Origin of the sequence: Methanohalophilus portucalensis, from assembly GCF_002761295.1 — an archaeon.
Lineage (GTDB): Archaea > Halobacteriota > Methanosarcinia > Methanosarcinales > Methanosarcinaceae > Methanohalophilus > Methanohalophilus portucalensis.
On record NZ_CP017881.1, the window covers coordinates 838,497 to 857,233 of the forward strand.

General features: G+C 37.0%; 18 protein-coding genes and 1 pseudogene. 16 read left to right on the plus strand and 3 right to left on the minus strand.

All coding sequences use genetic code 11. The features are described from left to right. Positions 1–186: 186 nt before the first annotated feature. From BKM01_RS04405 to BKM01_RS04425, 5 genes are all read left to right on the plus strand, one after another. Positions 187–711 carry a metal-dependent hydrolase gene (locus BKM01_RS04405; protein ID WP_085503725.1) on the plus strand — a complete coding sequence of 175 codons (525 nt, stop codon included), beginning with the start codon at positions 187–189 and terminating at the stop codon, positions 709–711. 93 nt (positions 712–804) lie between these two features. Continuing rightward, the gene (locus BKM01_RS10755; RefSeq protein ID WP_157769610.1) at positions 805–1,026 is read left to right on the plus strand and encodes a hypothetical protein; all 222 of its coding nucleotides are present in this window, start codon (positions 805–807) and stop codon (positions 1,024–1,026) included. A gap of 135 nt (positions 1,027–1,161) precedes the next feature. Beyond that, positions 1,162–1,437 (plus strand): hypothetical protein, encoded by a 276-nt coding sequence (locus tag BKM01_RS04415; RefSeq protein WP_099816293.1) that lies wholly within the window; start codon positions 1,162–1,164, stop codon positions 1,435–1,437. 208 nt (positions 1,438–1,645) lie between these two features. Then, positions 1,646–1,948 carry a nucleotidyltransferase family protein gene (locus BKM01_RS04420; RefSeq protein WP_085503724.1) on the plus strand — a complete coding sequence of 101 codons (303 nt, stop codon included), beginning with the start codon at positions 1,646–1,648 and terminating at the stop codon, positions 1,946–1,948. Between the two features lie 3 nt (positions 1,949–1,951). Next, on the plus strand, positions 1,952–2,296 hold the full coding sequence (locus BKM01_RS04425; RefSeq protein ID WP_157769611.1) for a HepT-like ribonuclease domain-containing protein: 345 nt from the start codon (positions 1,952–1,954) through the stop codon (positions 2,294–2,296). A 97-nt stretch (positions 2,297–2,393) separates the two neighbouring features. Here the strand turns inward: BKM01_RS04425 and BKM01_RS04430 are convergent, their stop codons facing one another. Next, positions 2,394–3,302 carry an NAD-dependent epimerase/dehydratase family protein gene (locus BKM01_RS04430; RefSeq protein WP_085503751.1) on the minus strand — a complete coding sequence of 303 codons (909 nt, stop codon included), beginning with the start codon at positions 3,300–3,302 and terminating at the stop codon, positions 2,394–2,396. A gap of 315 nt (positions 3,303–3,617) precedes the next feature. On the opposite strand from BKM01_RS04430, the gene BKM01_RS04435 reads away from it, so the two are divergent. The 7 genes and pseudogenes from BKM01_RS04435 to BKM01_RS04460 all read left to right on the plus strand — a co-directional run bounded on the left by BKM01_RS04435 (position 3,618) and on the right by BKM01_RS04460 (position 9,579). Then, a complete protein-coding gene (locus tag BKM01_RS04435) occupies positions 3,618–4,619 on the plus strand; it encodes a sulfotransferase (protein ID WP_085503723.1) in 1,002 nt (333 codons plus the stop codon). 224 nt (positions 4,620–4,843) lie between these two features. Then, positions 4,844–4,978: a glycosyltransferase gene (locus BKM01_RS11145; RefSeq protein WP_257790283.1), complete on the plus strand. Its 135-nt coding sequence runs from the start codon at positions 4,844–4,846 to the stop codon at positions 4,976–4,978. An 18-nt stretch (positions 4,979–4,996) separates the two neighbouring features. After that, a pseudogene (locus BKM01_RS04440) lies at positions 4,997–5,713 on the plus strand (glycosyltransferase family 2 protein); the annotation flags it as partial. 19 nt (positions 5,714–5,732) lie between these two features. Further along, on the plus strand, positions 5,733–6,839 hold the full coding sequence (locus tag BKM01_RS04445) for a glycosyltransferase family 4 protein (RefSeq protein WP_085503722.1): 1,107 nt from the start codon (positions 5,733–5,735) through the stop codon (positions 6,837–6,839). A gap of 4 nt (positions 6,840–6,843) precedes the next feature. Continuing rightward, positions 6,844–7,413, plus strand: coding sequence for a class I SAM-dependent methyltransferase (locus BKM01_RS04450; protein ID WP_085503721.1), 570 nt, complete (start codon positions 6,844–6,846; stop codon positions 7,411–7,413). A 95-nt stretch (positions 7,414–7,508) separates the two neighbouring features. Then, entirely contained in the window at positions 7,509–8,462 is a 954-nt protein-coding gene (locus tag BKM01_RS04455) for an SDR family oxidoreductase (RefSeq protein ID WP_085503720.1), read from the plus strand. A 4-nt stretch (positions 8,463–8,466) separates the two neighbouring features. Then, positions 8,467–9,579 carry a glycosyltransferase family 4 protein gene (locus BKM01_RS04460; protein WP_085503719.1) on the plus strand — a complete coding sequence of 371 codons (1,113 nt, stop codon included), beginning with the start codon at positions 8,467–8,469 and terminating at the stop codon, positions 9,577–9,579. A gap of 34 nt (positions 9,580–9,613) precedes the next feature. On the opposite strand, the gene BKM01_RS10900 is transcribed toward BKM01_RS04460, so the two are convergent. Further along, complete coding sequence (locus tag BKM01_RS10900) at positions 9,614–11,503, minus strand: hypothetical protein (RefSeq protein ID WP_085503718.1); 1,890 nt, start codon at positions 11,501–11,503, stop codon at positions 9,614–9,616. 514 nt (positions 11,504–12,017) lie between these two features. Between BKM01_RS10900 and BKM01_RS04470 the strand changes: the two genes are divergently transcribed. From BKM01_RS04470 to BKM01_RS04485, 4 genes are all read left to right on the plus strand, one after another. Then, positions 12,018–12,971, plus strand: coding sequence for a sulfotransferase (locus BKM01_RS04470; RefSeq protein WP_085503717.1), 954 nt, complete (start codon positions 12,018–12,020; stop codon positions 12,969–12,971). A 598-nt stretch (positions 12,972–13,569) separates the two neighbouring features. Further along, positions 13,570–14,721 (plus strand): glycosyltransferase family 4 protein, encoded by a 1,152-nt coding sequence (locus BKM01_RS04475; RefSeq protein WP_085503716.1) that lies wholly within the window; start codon positions 13,570–13,572, stop codon positions 14,719–14,721. A gap of 39 nt (positions 14,722–14,760) precedes the next feature. After that, the gene (locus BKM01_RS04480) at positions 14,761–15,333 is read left to right on the plus strand and encodes a UDP-N-acetyl glucosamine 2-epimerase (RefSeq protein ID WP_257790284.1); all 573 of its coding nucleotides are present in this window, start codon (positions 14,761–14,763) and stop codon (positions 15,331–15,333) included. A gap of 81 nt (positions 15,334–15,414) precedes the next feature. Then, entirely contained in the window at positions 15,415–16,899 is a 1,485-nt protein-coding gene (locus BKM01_RS04485; protein ID WP_085503714.1) for an oligosaccharide flippase family protein, read from the plus strand. 24 nt (positions 16,900–16,923) lie between these two features. Here the strand turns inward: BKM01_RS04485 and BKM01_RS04490 are convergent, their stop codons facing one another. Beyond that, complete coding sequence (locus BKM01_RS04490) at positions 16,924–18,651, minus strand: ATP-dependent nuclease (protein ID WP_085503713.1); 1,728 nt, start codon at positions 18,649–18,651, stop codon at positions 16,924–16,926. Positions 18,652–18,737 lie beyond the last annotated feature (86 nt).

Here is an 18,737-nt window from a genome sequence, read left to right on the forward strand (position 1 = left end):
TTATAACACCTGTTTTTATAAAAAAGCAATTCTGATTATATATAATTATGTCACCATATTTTGTTTTTTGAAAGAAAAACAGAGATTTGCAAATTGTAGCACGGTCACTGATTTCGTTCTAGGTATGAAGATGCTGCAGTCTTTGACAGCAAGCTTTAAGCACATCTATTGATCATCCCACTACCAATGTTTGTGTTTGGCCATGTGGGATTAACTATACTTGCCTTTTATTTGGCAGAGCAATGGCTGCCCAGATTGCAGGGCAAAATCAATTATGGATTTGTGGCGATCGGAGCATTGTTGCCAGACCTGATCGACAAGCCGCTGGGCCGGTTTTTACTGGCAGATTCCCTGGCAAGCGGCAGGATCTTTGCCCATACCTTAATATTCTGGATTCTGGTTGGTCTCATTATTGTTTTGATATGGCAGAAGTGGCGAGCAGATTTCTTATTGATATTGCCCGGTGCAGCAGTTTTGCATTTACTGGAAGATTCGATGTGGCAGACTCCCGAAGTTTTGTTCTGGCCGTTTATGGGATGGGGTTTCCGGGCCGATGAGATTGGAGGTGGTTTTATGGATTACCTGCTGCATGTGTTCTCCAATTGCTATGACCCTGCCATGTCGATGGTTTTTGTATCGGAAGTTTTCGGGATAATGATATGTATGGTGGGTGCTGTGCGATGGTACAGGAGAAATCGGAATTGGCAGTGAATTTGTGATTATCCCATTCTATTTCATTGAATAATATGGGACCTGGTTGAGAAGCAAAAGTCATTGCTATGGCACATAGCCATTTTGATGTATATGTATGCTTGTCAATCACTACCCGGGGCAAAGAAGACTCCTTTTTTAGCCTCACTCCCCCGCAAACTTCGCCAGTCCGTCCTCCAGGCAGACCTGCGGGACAAATCCCAGTGTTTGCGCAGCGCTGATATCGGCCACGCTGTGGCGGATGTCGCCGGTGCGGGCATCCTGGTATTCCACGTAGAAATCTCCCCATTCCACCCCTTGGCAACCATACAATAGATGATCTCGGAGAAATTGCCGTTGCCTAAGCTTTAATCCCGTAGACTGGAGTCCACATCACTGCTACTTGAAAACGGTTTTCAGTATTACAAATCTGCCACAAAATCTTTAATTTGAGTACGTATATTTTCTATCATGGAAGTCTCAATCTCAGATGATGCATTACCTGTTGTGAAAGAGTCACTGGAAAAAGAGATTCTTCTGCTGCGGGCAAAAATACGCCTGGCAGAAAAAGAAATTGCTGTTTTTGAAGACAGGTATAATATGCCGTCGTCCCGATTTTATATAGAATTTGAAAACGGGGACCTCGGGGATTCACAGGATTTTTTTGAATGGTGGGGACTTTTGAGGGGTCTTGAGACTCTTAAAACACAGTTAGATCAGGCACAATCGGTGATTTCAAATTGGTGACTTCTGAGGTGGCTGTCAACTACCCCCAACTGAAAGGGGCTAAAATGTTAATTAAGCATTTGTCCGGGAGATGTAGTTAACTTTCTCGTGATGAGGTGCAGGTGGATTGACGAGGAAGGCGGAAAATAGAGGCCCTGGCTTTACAGCTGTACACAAAATAATTATACCCTGCAAACAACATTAATCTGGAGGAATTTTCTTAGAGGCTATGTCATACAACCCGGACCTTGAAATATACCGAAAAAAACTCCGAAAGATGTTGCCTCAGCTGGAAGATCGATATAACGTAAAGTATATTGGACTGTTTGGCTCCTATGTAAGAGGAGAGCAAACTGCGGAAAGTGATCTCGATATCTTGGTGGAATTCAGCAAGACTCCCACCCTTTTCCAATTCATTAACCTGGAGAATTATCTCTCTGATACCCTGGGAATCAAGGTGGATCTGGTCATGAAGGATTCACTGAAACCCAATATTGGAAAACACATACTTAACGAAGTCAGGGCAGTGTGATATATGACTCGAGACATCAGGGATTATGTCAATGACATCTATGCTGCCATGGAGGCGGCAGAAAACTTTGTCAGTGATTGTACATATGAAGATTTTCTCGAAGACAGAAAGACCCAATATGCCGTTATCAGAGCCCTGGAGATAATTGGTGAAGCAGCAAAGAATGTCCCTGATGATGTCAGACAAAAGTATCCTTCAATCCCCTGGAAAGACCTGACAGGAATCCGGGACAAATTGATACATGCTTATTTTGGAGTTAATCTGGAGGTTGTCTGGCTCAGTGTGAAAGAAGATATTCCACAAGCAAAGCCTGTGATCCGAAGTTTGCTGGAAGAACTGGATGCATAATAAGCATAAATTGGTATGGGATACGCTCGAAAACGAATTGCCCGCTCTTAAAGCCGGGCTTGACAGATTATACAAAGATATGACAAAATGAACCCTTTCACTCCCCCGCAAACTCCGCCAGCCCCTCCTCCAGGGATACTTGCGGGACAAATCCCAGTGTTTGCGCAGCGCTGATATCGGCCACGCTGTGGCGGATGTCGCCGGTTCGGGCCTCCCGGTATTCTACAGGCAGATCACTGTCAAAGACGTCCTGCACGATCTCGGCGAGCCGGTTGACGGTGGTCTGTGTGCCTGTGCCGGCATTGAAGACCCTGCCGATGGATTCGTCCTTTTCGATCAGCAGTTCTACCAGATCCACGATGTCGTGCACGGAGATGAAGTCGCGGGTCTGCTCGCCGTCGCCGAAGATTACCGGGGATTGGGAGGCTTTGGCACGTTCGATGAATTTGGTGATGACACCGGAGTAGGGATTTGAGGGGTCCTGACGGGGGCTGTAGATGTTGAAGGGGCGCAGCACTGCCACGGGCAGGTCGAAGGCGCGGTGGTACATCAGGGCGTACTGTTCGCCTGTGAGTTTGCTGACGCCGTAGGGGGAGAGGGGTTGTGTGGGATGGTTCTCATCGATGGGAGTGTGCAGGGTATCGCCGTAGATGGCGGCGGAGCTGAAGTAGACGAAGCGTTCCAGGTTGGTCTGGCGGGCAGCCTCGAGGAGGTTGAGGGTGCCGAGAACATTGTTTTCGCAGTCAAAGAGCGGCTGGTCCAGGGAGCGGTTGACATCGATCTGGGCGGCGGTGTGGATGACGACATCGGCCTGCCCGACCAGCCGCACCACTTCCGGGCCCTGGATGTCACCGATGGTCAACTGGACGCCTGCGGGCACGTCGTGTCGGCAGGGAGAGGAGGTGTTGTCCAGCACGATTACCTTGTTGTCAGTGCAGAAGCGGTCGGTCAGATACGAGCCGACCTGGCCGAGGCCGCCGGTGATGAGGATTGTTTGGGAGTGCATGGTTTGTTGGAGGGGTTTTTGAAATATAAATTTGGTGTAGACTTGTATTTCAACTCCGTTTGTTCTTTTAAAGTACAATTTCTTAATCCTTAGCGAGATGTTTATATGTGTATAATAATATTTATGTAGGATGTATCCATCCTCCTAAATAGTATTCCAAAAGGCGAAATATCCATTAAATTAACTGGTGGTATTAGTCCGAACAAAGTGATTTTGAAAAAGTTAGGGATGCAGACATAATAATAACGATGGATACTTGTAGCAAAACAATTTAAAAAATCTTATAACATTATACAGCAAGGTGGACAGTTGAGTATGAAATTTTTACATAAATACATTATTGATCCGATTAACGATTCTACATTGTTAAAATTTGTTTTTTTAGCAAACAGTATCTCATATGTGCCCCTGCAAAGTTTGTCTAACTTTTTTAATAAATTATATCCATTAAGAAATACAAACCCATGGATTATTAGTGGAAGTCCTCGTTCAGGAACAACATGGCTTGCTGAAATAATTGCAGCATCATATCAAAATAATCGTTTGATATGGGAACCTTTCAGTAATAGAAACCAAAAAGCAACAGAAGCAGGATTCAATAAAAGATATTTATTTTACTCCAAAGATGAGTACAATATAGAAAGAAATAAAGAAAAATTTATACATAAATTATTAAAAGGAGAAATGCTCAATTTTTTTACATTAGGATTATGGATGTATCCAACTAATATAGGTTCAGTACTTAAAAAAGGTAAACTAATTATAAAATGTGTAGAAGGCAATGGAATAGTAGGATACCTACATAATAAATATAACATCCCAAAACCAGTTATTATTATTCGCCATCCATGTGCGGTTATTGCATCACAAATGAGAATGGGGACCTGGGATGATCACCCCCACATAGATCCAAAGTTATTGCAAGTATACCCAAAAATTGGAGAACTGATGAATAATGCAAATTCGCTAAAAGAAAAATTGGCTATTACATGGGCCGGTGATGTATTGGCAGCAAAATTATTTCAAAATGACGTGCAGGTTGTATACTATGAAGACTTAGTACTCAATGGAAATATTGTATTAAAGGAAATATTTGCTGAATGGGGGGTAGAGGATGTTCCAGAACCTTGTATTAAAAAACTTGAAAGTATGAGTAAATCATCTAGGTATTGGTCTGAAAACAACTCTGGGATGGCTAAATTAAAAAGCTGGACAAACTATTTATCAGAAAATGATATAAAAAATATATTTAAAATTATTAAATTTTTAGATATTAAAGATTATGAAGAAAATAATTACTTACCAGTAAAAAGATAATCAGACAAAATAATCCTCTTTTTTGGATATAAATTGGTGTAGACTAGTATTTCAATATGATTAATATTTGCAATATTTAGATAACAATGTCTTTTTTATAATAAGGATTAGATGTATCTCAACATAGTTAAATAGGATGAATCCAATCCCATAATAATATTTCACAAGGTGATATAAATTAACAAAATTCCATTAAATTCACTGGCGGTGATTTTCTGACCAGCGTGGCTGCTATCCTGCCGGCACTTAATGAGGAGATTGCCATTGGAAGCATGGTGCTTCTTGTGAAAAAATATGTGGACAGGGTCATTGTTGTAGATGACGGCAGCCAAGACCGGACCACCTGTGTTGCCACCTAGGCAGGAGCAGAAGTTGTACAGCACCCGCAGAACATGGGCAAGGGTGCTGCCTTTAAGAGCGGTTTTAAAGAAGCCAGAGATGCAGATATAATTATTACGATGGATACCGACGGCCAGCACAACCCGGCAGACATTCCCACCTTGATAAAACCCATTGTGGAAGACAAGGCAGATCTGGTCAATGGCAGCCGTTATATGGATGGTAATGATGAAAACACGCCTGCCTATCGTCGTGTGGGCCAGTCGGTCCTGGATACCGCTACCAGCATGAATACCGGGATCAATTTGACCGATTCCCAGAGTGGTTTCCGGGCATTTAAGACCGATACTGCCGGTGTGTTCAGTTTCCATTGCAGCAATCTGGCCATCGAAAGCGAGATGCTGGCCGAGGCTGCCAGTGCGAACCTGCGGATCAGGGAAGTGCCTATCGGGGTGAGGTATGATGTGGACTGCTCAACAGAAAATCCGGTAAAACACGGTCTTGGGGTGCTGGTTAATGTAATTAAGGATATGGAATTCCACAGGCCTCTGTATTATTTCACAGTACCCGGCGTGGTCTTTGGAGTATTCGGACTGTATCTGGGTTTGAGATCTCTGCAGACCTTCTATCACGGAGGAGCCCTGCATTTTGGCCCGACCATACTGATGGTTGTTTTGATGCTTGTGGGTACTTTCATGGCTTTTACCGGGATTATGCTGGATTCGATGAAACGGATGATGCTGAGGATGAAATAAAGGATTGGAGGGGTTGAATTTGAAAATACTGCGTGTTGCTGCTGATATTTATCCGGATGTTGTTGGAGGTGTAGGTTTACATGTCCATGAGATGTCAAAAGAACAGGTTCAACTGGGAAACCATGTGGATATTTATACTGCAGGCAGCAATGACAAACCCGCTCATGAAAAAAGAGGTGGGTATGAAATAAAACGTTTCAAACCTCTGATTAAACTTCTCGGCAATTCTATTATGCCGAATATGTTATTTTCACTTTATAAAAACAGATATGATTATGATGTTATCCATGCCCATTCCCATCTTTATTTTTCCACAAACCTGTGTGCAATAATTAGAAAACTAGGTTCCTCTCCACTGGTAATTACAAACCATGGGCTCAATTCCCAGACAGCACCACCGTGGTTCCAGGATATTTATACAGCAACCGGTGCCAAATTCACCTTTAATGCTGCAGACAAGATCATCTGTTACACGGAATCTGAAAAGGCAGAACTGCTCAAATTAAAAGTACCGTCTGAAAAGATAGAAGTAATTCACAACGGAATCGATACCGAACATTTCATTCCTGCACAGGAGCCTGCTTTTGATAAGAAAAGCTTGCTCTGGATTGGCAGGTATGCAAAGGGTAAAGGGGTAGATTACCTTATCGATGCGTTCAATATCCTGAAATCAGAGCATCCTGATGCAACCCTCACAATGATCGGGAAAGGGCCAGATAAAAGCAAGATTGTGCAAAAAATTCAGGATCTCAATCTGGAGAAGGATATCAGGATGGAGGAGTTCATCCCGAATTCCGAGATTGTGCAGTTATACCAGCAGTCGAGTGTCTTTGTACTGCCAAGTCTGGAGGAAGGAGTCCCAAGAACAATTCTGGAGGCAATGGCATGCTGTGTCCCGGTTGTATGCACACGCCTCCCCCAGCTTGTAGACATAGTGGAAGGAAGCGGATTGCTTGTGCCGGTGAAGGATCCACGGACACTGGCAGATAGCATATCAAGATTATTAGCTAACAACAGCCTTGCAAAGGAATTGGGTGACAGTGGCAGGGAAAATGTGGTTGCAAACTATTCCTGGAAGGATACTGTGAAGAAAACGTTGCTGATATACGCTAATTTGGTGGAGTGATTATTTGAATTATACTAATTTCAGCAGAAAAGATCTGAAATTTTTAAAAAGGGAAATGTCTACAGTATCAGGTAAGGTATTAGATATAGGCGGAAGAGATTTCATTGATAGACTGGGTTTTAAACCTGGAGATGAATATTATTCTTATGACCTAACATATTCAAAAAATGTATCTGTAATAGGTGATGCACACAAACTCCCGTTTAAAAATGATAGTTTTGATTACATTATCTGCAACGCTGTGTTAGAACATGTAAGAGAACCTAGTATAATTCTTTCTGAAATATATAGATGTGTTAAATCAAATGGATTCGTGTTTATTAGTGTGCCTTTTTTACAACACATTCATTCAGATCCATATGATTTTAGACGTTTTACTAACTATGGATTAAAATATGAATTGGAAAAAACGGGTTTTAATACTATAAACATTTATGGTTCTTATGGCATATATGATGTAATAGAATATCTTTTATTTTCTGGTGTGGTGTGGAACATAAAAGACAAACATTACAAATCTATATTCGACATAATACACATATTTATAATGAGTGTGTTTTTTTTTCATGTTTAAAATAATTGGAGTTTTACTTAATCCTCTTCAACAAAAAGACACCCATCATGCAGTTTCTTTCACTGTTGTAGGTCAAAAGTGACAAAGGTGAGATAATGTCAAAAATCGTGATTACAGGCGGGGCCGGCTTCATTGGTTCCCATATTGCAGAAAAACTTGCTAAAGAGGGCCATGAGATTGTAATTGTGGATAATCTGGATGATTATTATTCCATTGAATTGAAAAAGAAAAACATAGACATTGTCCTAAACAGCGGAGATGCGACGTTTGTCAATTCTGATGTTACTGACCTGAATAAAATGCAAGAAATAATCGATGGTACGGTTGATTATGTGTATCATGAAGCAGCCCAGGCAGGCGTGAGGATCTCTGTAGAAAACCCTTTCAAACCAAATGACATTAATGTGCTGGGAACCTTAAATGTACTTCAGGCATCAATGGATGCAGATGTCAGGAAAGTGATCAATGCATCTTCCTCATCTGTGTACGGGAAAGTGCAATACCTGCCCTTTGATGAACAACATCCAACCCAACCGGTTTCACCCTATGGCGTGAGTAAACTTGCAGCCGAGCAGTACTGCAGGGTTTTCTATGAAGTATATGGATTGCCTACAACATCTCTGCGCTATTTCACGGTATACGGTCCACGAATGAGGCCTGACCTGGCTATTTCGATATTTACCCGGAAAATGCTTGCAAACGAGCCGATAACTGTATTTGGTGACGGTGAGCAGACAAGGGATTTCACCTATATTGATGATGTCGTGGAGGCAAACCAGCGATTACTGGGTAACTCCAGGACAGATGGCAGGGTATTGAATATTGGCAGCGGGAACAGGATTAGTGTTAATGACTTAATCGAGAATCTGCGATCAATTACGGATTCAGATTCAGAGGTTAATTATACAGGCAAACAGAAAGGAGATGCAGAGAATACACTTGCTGATATTAGTTTAAGTAAGAAATTATTGGGATATGAGCCGAGTGTGGATATCAGATGTGGTCTGATGAACTACATGAAACAAATCAAAAAAGATTTTCGTTGTTGATTCTATGAAATTGTTAGTTTGTGCTACCGAATATTATCCATATGGATCTGGAATTGCAAATGTGGCATACAATGTAGTTGAAAAACTAAAAGAAAAAGGAGTTAAGTGTACTGTTTGTTCTCCTACGGGCCCGGACATAAAACTTGGAAGCACAAAACTAATTGAAAAATATAGAATTTTTGGTTTAATTAATTATTGGAGAAAAGTATCCGATTATTTTATGAAAAATTCTGATGAATTTGAAGTCGTGTGGTGCCACAACCCATTTTTCCTAAATAATAATCCCTTTGAACATTGCCTGATAACAATGAATTCTACCTACTATGGAAATGCAATGAACAGTAATTATCCTATGAAGGTTAGAACATACAAAAAAGTTGTATCTTATATAGAAAAATATTCATTGACGCATTTGGACCCTACTGTCAGATATACAGGCGTTGGTACAAATGTTTGCAAAGAATTAGAGTGCATGGGGATAAATCAAAGCCGAATTTCTTTCATACCAAATGGAGTAGATACGAAGAAATTCAAAACTCAAAGTACAAAAGTAAAAATCAGAAAAAAATACAATATTCCAGAAAATCATTTGATACTATTAAGTGTAGGGAGGTTAACAGAACAAAAAGATCCGTTTAAATTGATAGATGTGTTTTTCCAGATTAATAAAAGCATACATAACTCTACCCTTGTTATTGCAGGGCGTGGAGTGTTAGCTGACAAAGTCAAAACATACATCGATGAAAAAGGAGTAAATAATGTAATCCTTTTGGGATATGTAGAAGAAGACAGTAAACCTGAACTATATGCTTGCGCTGATTATTTCATCATATCTTCCAGATATGAAGGCGGAGAACCTCCTTTGACACTTTCTGAAGCCATGGCTTCCGGTTTACCCTGTATAGTATCAAACATATCTAACTTTGATGTTGTTAATAAAGCAAATTGTGGAATTATGGTGGATTTTAAAGATTTACAGAGAGCTGGAAATGAAGTAGTTAGTTATCTGGAAAAAGACAATTCAGAACATTCAATTAATGCGAGAAAATATGCTGAAAACAATCTGGATTGGGAGATAATAGCTGAAGAATATATGAATATATTTAATGCGATATAAATGCTTCATATTTGCATTTAAGGGCAATTTATGTTCATTTCATATCATAAATAGATACTGAAGAAGTTGTGTATATTTTAGATTGCATATCCAGGCGTTCAAATAAATTCAGAGTGTTATTTTCATTTGGTAAATACCTATAATTACTAGATGCGACTTTTGGTGTATGATGTGACCTAAAGGGTAAACCGTATTCTAAAAACTTTCCAACCCGTATAATTGCATAGCCCCCTGTATTTCCAAAATTGTTTACATCGCGTATAATATCAGTATTTCTAATATTGTTGCTCGTCAAAAATCTATTTGTTTCATAATCGGTATAAATTGTTTTTTCTGATAAATAAATAGAAGTATGTTCATAACTTTCAATTTCTTGTGAATTGAAATAAAGCCTATTTCCATCCTGAAATGCATTTCCATCTGGCACACTATAGATAAGAGATGGACCAACAAACAAGATTAACAAAGATACTAATAATATTTTTTGTGCTGGGATACGTTTGTTATTTAATAAATATTTGGAAAATACATAGAAACCTAATCCCATTATAATTGCCATAAATGGGGCAACAATTAATTTTAGTCGATCAAATTGAAACAAGTCCAAAAATTGCCACAACAAATGAATTGGATTTTTTACATACAGTACCAATGCTAAAATCGAAAAAAGAGCTACAACATTAAGATATGTATTTGGTTTTTTTCTGATAATATAACCAATTCCTATTAAACTCATAAAAAGAAATATTATTATGTCTAAATTAGAAAATATATAAAAAGAAAGGCTCATAGTCTGTTCAGTACCAACAGAACCGGAGGCAGACGAAATCAATAGTGGTCTTAACAAAATATCTAAGTCAAGACGTTGTCCTATAGTTCTACTTGCGAACATATAAGCTACATAGAACCAATAAGACAAAAACAATATGTTGTACAAAAGATACAAATTGCCGGCTAAATGTTTTTTGGTATTAACTATATGTTCACATATAAAAAGAAGTAATAAAACAATCGATATTTGAGGTAATGAAACTTGATGAGAAAGGACCATAAAGATAATTATTCCTATAGATAATGATTTTAATGTGATATCATTCTTACTATAATTAGTGTATATAAAATACAAAAAAATAATAAAACCAAAAAAAGCAAGGTTCCTTGTAACTGAATTTGGACCCGAAAATAATACAACCGAACTCGAAGAATATAATAGACAGATGAAAGCTGACAATTGTGTATTATGGACTATTTTCTCAGATATATAGTATAAAAACAGAATTGTTATTGCAGAAAAAGTACCAGTAACCAAAAATAAAGAAGATTGTATATTTATATTGAACAATTGGGAAGACGAAGCTATCAATATATGATACAAGGGAAAATATTCATAACCAATGTTTCCCGTAAGTGTGTGTCCTTGCAAAAAAATCATTCTAGACATATTTATATGAGGTAAAATATCAGTTGTTCCAAAAAATAAAGGGTATATGAAAGTTACACCATAGGTGAAGTTTAGAAATACTACAAATAATTCTAATAACACTAAATTCTTATTGAAATTATTTGAAAATAGTTGAATATATATTACTCCGTACAGAATAATTAATATCATAAAATAATACCAAGGTCTTGCAAAATTAACCAGCAAGCACAATATAGAAAGACAATAAAAAATTACAAATGTTTTATTTAATGTTATTTTTTTGAAATAAAACATCGATATAGTTGTGCCTAAATTGATTTCATGTTTGTATATATATGGTAAAATAATGGCTACAGCAACCATAGGAATTATCAATACAAGTCCTTTTAATAAGATGCTGACGTTGTTTAATATATAACCAAATATTAATCCAAGTAAAACTAAAACAATAAGAATTAATGAAAAATTAGTACTAAATTTATCAAACAACTTATTTTTCATAGTGGATGAAGATTGATGACATCATTAATATTTGTTTTGCATGTATATCTATTCATAAATAATGCATTTAGATGATACAGAAATATAAATTGCATGTAAGTATTTTCTATATAATGACTATATCTTGTGCATCTTCAATTTATCATAATCAGGTGAAAATATTTATAAGTTACAGCAATACTAGTATTGTGGTTGCTGATGTCATTGGAAAAGAAGCCTAATTAAAACCTAGAGAAAATTACCTATTATACGAATCAAGAAATCCGTATGATTTGGCCGAAAAAATATCTATTCTCTTAAATGACAAAGAATTGTATGCAGACATGTGTAAAAATAGCAGAGAATTGGTAAGACATTTGAGTAGAACACGATTGTACAAAACTCAGGCATAGTGAAAAAAATTGTTTTCCTGAAAAAGAGGAAAATTGGAATTCAAAGAGGAAATGGTCTATTCATCAAAAAATGAATACTGTCACACTTGAGATACTAATAATAAAAATGGGAGAGTAATGTTATGGACTATCAATATTTAGCAAATACTTTTTCTGGAGGATTAATTAATCCTATATCAAAAATTATAAATAAAGTATATCATTCAAGAAATGAGAATCCATGGTTAATTAGTGGAAGTCCTCGATCAGGAACTACATGGCTTGCAGAAGTGATTGCATCGTCAGAGAAAAGTCGTTTAATCTGGGAACCTTTACAGGAAGGAAATCCTGTAAAACATAATTACGTTTTCTCTAAAAGGCCACTATATCTACCAGATGGCAATAATCAAGAAACCGATGATTCAAAACAATTTTTTAAACAATTATTGAAAGGTGAAAACCTCAATTTCCATACTTTGAGATTAGTCAAGTATCCAAGGAACATTCTTAAAACATTTAAGAATGAAAGGCTGATTATTAAATTTGTACGTGGTAACGGAGTTGTTGGATATCTATATGAACATTTCAACATCCCAAAACCAGTGGTTATAATCCGTCATCCTTGTGCTGTGATTGCATCGCAACTTAGAATGGGTCGATGGGATGACCATCCACATATTGATGAAAATCTAATCAAACAATATCCACATATTAAAAGTGTTATAGAAAATGCTAGTTCTCTGGAGGAACAGTTAGCAGTAACATGGGCTGGTGATGTATTAGCTGCTAAATTGTGGGAAAATAACATACAAATCGTCTATTATGAAGATTTGGTATTGAAGGGAAATGTAGTGCTAGAGAAAATATTTTCAGAATGGGGTTATAATGAAGTCCCTGAAAATTGTTTGAACAAACTTAATCAGCCCAGCAGTACATCAAAATATTGGTCTGAAGATAAATCGGGCATGGAAAAACTCAAAGGATGGAGTGAATATTTATCGGATGAACAAGTTTCAAAAATATCTAATACTATTAAAAAAATAGGCATAAATGACTATGATGATTTAACTTTTTTACCAAAATTGAATTGTAGGTGAACTTAATGCATTATAAAATAAAAGTTGCAAAAACCGCTTTTAAAAGAAGAATATATTGGAGAGTAATAAATGCTCTCAAATACCCTCAATTTCGAAAAAAAGATATAATCGTTCACCCAAAATCAAACATAGGAGAATGTCTCCATAGGAGAACATACTAATATAAATGGTCCAGCTTTCATTGACGGTCATTGTATTATAGGTAAATGGTGTGCTATTGCAAGTAATTTAAGGGTTCGAACTAATAATCATCATTATAATTATCCTAATATGCAAGTCAAATTACAGTCAAAATATGGTTTTATGGAAATCATGACCACAAAAGGCAAATCAGAAATAGGAAATGCTTGCTGGATAGGGGATAATGTTATAATTTTACCAAATGTTAATCAAGTATAGATTTAATGCAAATATTATTAACCAACTCCTTGATATTAAATGGTGGGATTGACCTGAAGATAAAATATCCAATAACAAATCTTTTTTTGAAACAGATTTACATATAAATTCAAACACCAATATTTATGATTTAATTAAAGAATGAAACAAATATTGAGTTAGCAACTATAATTTGACTTTTTAACAATGAGGAATTCTGATGCATCCAGAAAAAGGTTTAATTGTTTTGATGGGGTACAATCCGGGTTATAGTATTGTCCAATCTTCAAGAGCATTACATATATTTGAAGAGATAACAAAATATTATCCTGAAACATATTTATTGATGCAGAAAAGTAAAAATAGTAGTATATGCTTAGATAATTTAATATGCATTAAACCTAAACTTAACTTAGAAGGTAAAGAAAGCAAATATAGGCTATTGAAACGTGTTTTGTTCAGGTTCCAAATAGCATTATACATATTTTATTTTATTACTATAAACAAAATAGACTATGTCTTTTTAAGGGGATATGACACCATCCTATTATATCCTTTCCTAAAACTATTAAAAATAAAGATATATTATGACTTCCATGGCAAATTTGATGTTGAATTACAACAACTAAACCGAAACCTACGAGCATTTTTTGTTAAATGGATTGACAAATTCATCTTGAGATATGCAGATGGCATTATTGTAGTAAGTAATGGCATCAAAGCTCAGATTGAAGAATACAGTGATAAATGCATTTTACTTCCAAATGGTGTGGATGTAAAAAGAATCGAATCTACAGAAGCAGAGTGTCCTGTAGATATCCCCGAAGATAAGAAAGTAATAGGGTTTATTGGAAACTGGGAAGAATTCATGAATATAGAAGATATTTGTGAATCTGTATCTTTATTGTCAAATTGCATGATTGTGATTGTTGGTTACGGGTATAAGGCTGCCCAGAAAATTGATAAGTATAAAGATCAACCAAATATTTTATTCACAGGAAAATTACCACAAATAGAAACTTATTCTATATTGAACCGTTTTGATATTTGTGTTCTGCCTTATGATAAAGAGGACCTCCATTCACAATATCCTGATTTTTTTTCATCAAGAAAAACTAAAGAATATATTGCTGCAGGTAAACCCATTGTGGTTGCTGATGTTATTGGAAAAGAAGCCTGGTTAAAGCCTGAAGAACACTGCCTATTATATGAATCAAGAAATCCGGAAGATCTCGCCGAGAAAATTTCCATTCTCTTAAATGATAAAGAACTGTATGCAAACATGTCTAAAAATAACAGAGAATTAGCAAAACAGTTCGAGTGGAACGTGATTGTCCAAAACTCAGGTATATTGGAAGATATTCAGAACTAAATCAATTATTATAAGGAGATCGCCTTCGTTATCCACAATGTGGGTGATGTGATGATGGATGCTGTGCTCTACAACAGCAAAATCGCAGAGGAAAAGTCCACAATTCTTGGAGATCTGGACCTCAGTGCAGGGCAGTACCTGCTTGCCACCGTGCACAGGGCTTCAAACACCGATTCCAAGCAAAACCTCACCTCCATTATCAATGCCTTTGTGGACTGCGGAGAAACAATCGTATTTCCGGTACATCCCAGGACTGCCAAATACATGAAGCAGTACGGCCCGTGGGAAAAAGCCAGGGCAAATCTGGTGCTTACAGAACCCGTGGGCTATCTGGACATACTCAAACTCACAGGTAGTGCAAAGAAGGTGTTGACCGACTCTGGAGGGTTGCAGAAGGAAGCCTACATGCTGGGTGTGCCCTGCGTCACTCTGTGGGAGAATACTGAGTGGGTGGAGACCGTGGAGGCTGGCTGGAATGTGCTGGTAGGAGCGGAGTATGGGGAGATTTTGGAGAGTATTGCAAGTTTTCAAGACAACTCCACACAGGCAGATGTTTTCGGAGATGGCAATGCCAGTGGAAGGATCTGTGAGATATTGAATCCCAAGTCCTAATCCATCGGCATCAATATCTTTATTAAGACTCTCTTCTTTTAAAGGACAATCTGAAGGTTGTTTGCGATAATTGGAGATATAATGCCTTCCAAAAGTACCAGTGAAAAAAGATTTGCATCAGATGTCCTGACCCTTGTGGGTGGTACGGGTATTGCCCAGATAGTGTCTATTGCAGTTGCACCTATATTAAGTCGTATTTATTCTCCTTCTGATTTCGGGATTCTTGCACTGTTTGTTTCTTTGAGCGGGATACTGGGAGGAATTGCATGTTTCAGATATGAAATGAGTATTATGCTGCCTGATTCCAAGGAAGAGGCAGATACTCAGTTGATATTAAGTATTGTGGTGGCATTTCTTTTTTCGGCCATAACGGCAATTCTGTTCCTTCTATTCAAAAACCCTATTATGCAAATATTCAATGCACAGGAACTGGGAAACTATGTATATCTCATCCCATTATTCATTTTTCTGCAGGGTATGTTTCTGTCTTTGAATTTCTGGAATTCCCGCAATAAGAAATTTAAGAATATGTCCCATGCAAGGATATCTGCGTCCCTTTCACAGGCAGGCACACAGGTGGGGGCAGGAGGGCTCGGGTATGTAAGTGGTATATCCCTGATTCTCGGGTCCCTGGTAGGCAAAGTTATTTCCGTTATGACCCTTATCCATTCGGCTTTCAAAAAAGGAGTATATGTCAGGCAGGTTAATTTTAAAAGTCTTGGTGCCGGAATCCGGCGATATAAAAAATTCCCACTCATAGACACCTGGTCAACCCTGCTTAATTCCCTGTCATGGCAACTACCCGTTCTGTTGCTTTCAGCCTTTTTCAATTCTGCTATTGTAGGTTTTTATTCACTTGGATTTCGCCTGTTGCAGATGCCCATGAGTTTTATTGGCCGTTCCATCTCCCAGGTATTTTACCAGAGAGCCACTGAATCCAAAAAGGAAGGTACTCTGAATGTACTTGTGGAAAATGTATTCAGAATATTGGTACTGATCGGACTGTTTCCAATTCTCATTCTTACTCTTTCAGGAGATGCAATATTCGGTGTAATTCTGGGGATGGAATGGGTGGAAGCAGGAGTCTATGTTCAGATTCTGAGTATCTGGGGATTCATATGGTTTATCTCATCTCCCTTAAGTACCCTTTATGTGGTATTTGAAAAACAAGAATTCGGACTAAAATATAATATCTTCAATCTGATCACAAGAGCACTCTCCCTTCTGATAGGTGGATACTTGGGCGATGTATATGTGGCTTTAGGATTATTTGCAATATCCGGGATTTTTGTTTACGGCTACCTTTGTCTGAAGATGCTGCATTATGCAGGTGTCAAAAACTCCACTGCCGGCAAGATAGTATTCTCCAGTTTTAAGTTGTTCGTCCCGGCTGCACTTGTACTTGTTGTACTAAGGTTATTTAGTGATAATCTCTATTTGATTACAGGAGTGGCTGTTTCTCTGTGTATTACCTATTACCTGTACATTTTGAAAACAGATTCACAACTGCAATCCTTACTGGAAATATTACCAATAGTGCCGGATTCGATGAAAAAGAGAAAGTGAATCATGAACATATAAGAAATTATGTTAAATCTTGCTAAATAACAGATTAATTTCACATGGAATATTTGATTCATCGCAATAATCGGCTAGTATTTTACCAAAAATTATTTTAGTAAACTTTTTGCCACTTCCTTTATTTAGAGTCTTAAGTTCTGAACTGAATTTTATCTCAGAATTCGTAGAACATTTATCTCTTATAGAAGCTATATTATCCAAATTCCATTGTGACCTGGCAATATCTTTACCATGTGTTTCCAAATATTTTTCCCAAGATTTATATAATGTCTCGTCTGAAAATGCATCTTCAAACTCTTTTTCCCCAATTGTAAATTGATGAGCATCTGGAATCTTCAATTTGTCAATCAGTTTTGCGGTATCTTCACTTGCATCATTGTCTTTGATAATAAAAATACTGTTTTGATCAAACAACTCCAACAAGGCTTTCGCAAATCCATGAATATTCTTAATACCCCCAGTATTGATTACTTTAATCAAATCGCGGTTCATAGTTCGATTATTTATCTTTTGATATATGAGGGGCAAAAATTCTTTTTCTGTATCTCCTTCTACAATAATGATTTTTTTAGCAAAATACAAATAAATATTTTCAATTCCTAAATCACTTAATATTTTGTCAGACTCATCGGGTTTATCTTCAAGACATTTTAATTTGGTAAAATTGGAAGTTGGTTGGGAAAGTAATTTTATTTGTTTGGGTTTAACTGCATTGATCAAAAACGGAGAATGAGTTGTGAATATCACCTGACATCCCCTGTCTGCAAGAGTTTCAAGAACGTTCAGCAATTCTATCTGTGCTTTGACATGCAAGTGCGTATCAGGTTCATCTAAAATATATAATTTTGAATCTGAACTGGCACCTTCACTACTGGCCTTATATTCCAATAAAGCCAAAGAAATTCTACGTTTGGTACCATCTCCTTTCTTATCAACCAGAATTTCCTGATTATTTTCCATGAAGAGAACTTTTGGAGAAAGACTCAAATTTCGAGGTTCAAAAGAAGGTTCAACTTTAATATCAGTTAGATTTTTTAAGTATTGCTGTATATTTGTTAATATTCCTTTCGATTCTAGTTCTTCAGAGATAGTAGTTGCATAACTATCCAGTTCATCCTGAATAATTTCCTCAATTGTTTTATCACCAACTTTTGTATTCCATAGTTCCTTCTTTTTATCTTTAAGAAAAACTTCACTAAAAAAAGATTCTATATCCTCAAAATGTTTTCCATCGATTTGTACTTCATTCATTTCGGGTAAATTGACACCTTCAATAACAGGATTTTCATCACTTAATTTCTCAAAAATATTGGAAACCAAGGTATCCGCTCTACTATTCGAACGGACCGTGATACCAAGCATCTTTGCTAATTCCCTTATTTTTTCATCATCAGCATTAGCAATTGATTCACTCAATGATCCAAGATAATCTTTGACATAAGAAACAAAATTTACAGTGGGAATTGCAGAAAACTCAACATGAAGATTGCTTTTATCTGTACATATCATGTTATATTCAAAACTATCTGTTTCCAGAACCATTTTCATTTCTTCTTTACCATTAGTAAAATCATCGGTATCAGGAGAATATTTGCCTGTAAAAATATCGATGCATTTTATCAAAGATGTTTTACCACTATCATTTTCTCCTACAAGCAATGTAATTTCATCATCAAAATTTAATTTGAAATCACATAAGCAACGAAAGCCATCAACATAAATGCTGTGAATTCTAATATGTCACCCTCCCTTTGCAAAAAAAATAAAATTAAGAATACTTACCCCAGTCTCTTTCAATAAACCAATTTGGAGTCCACTTCACA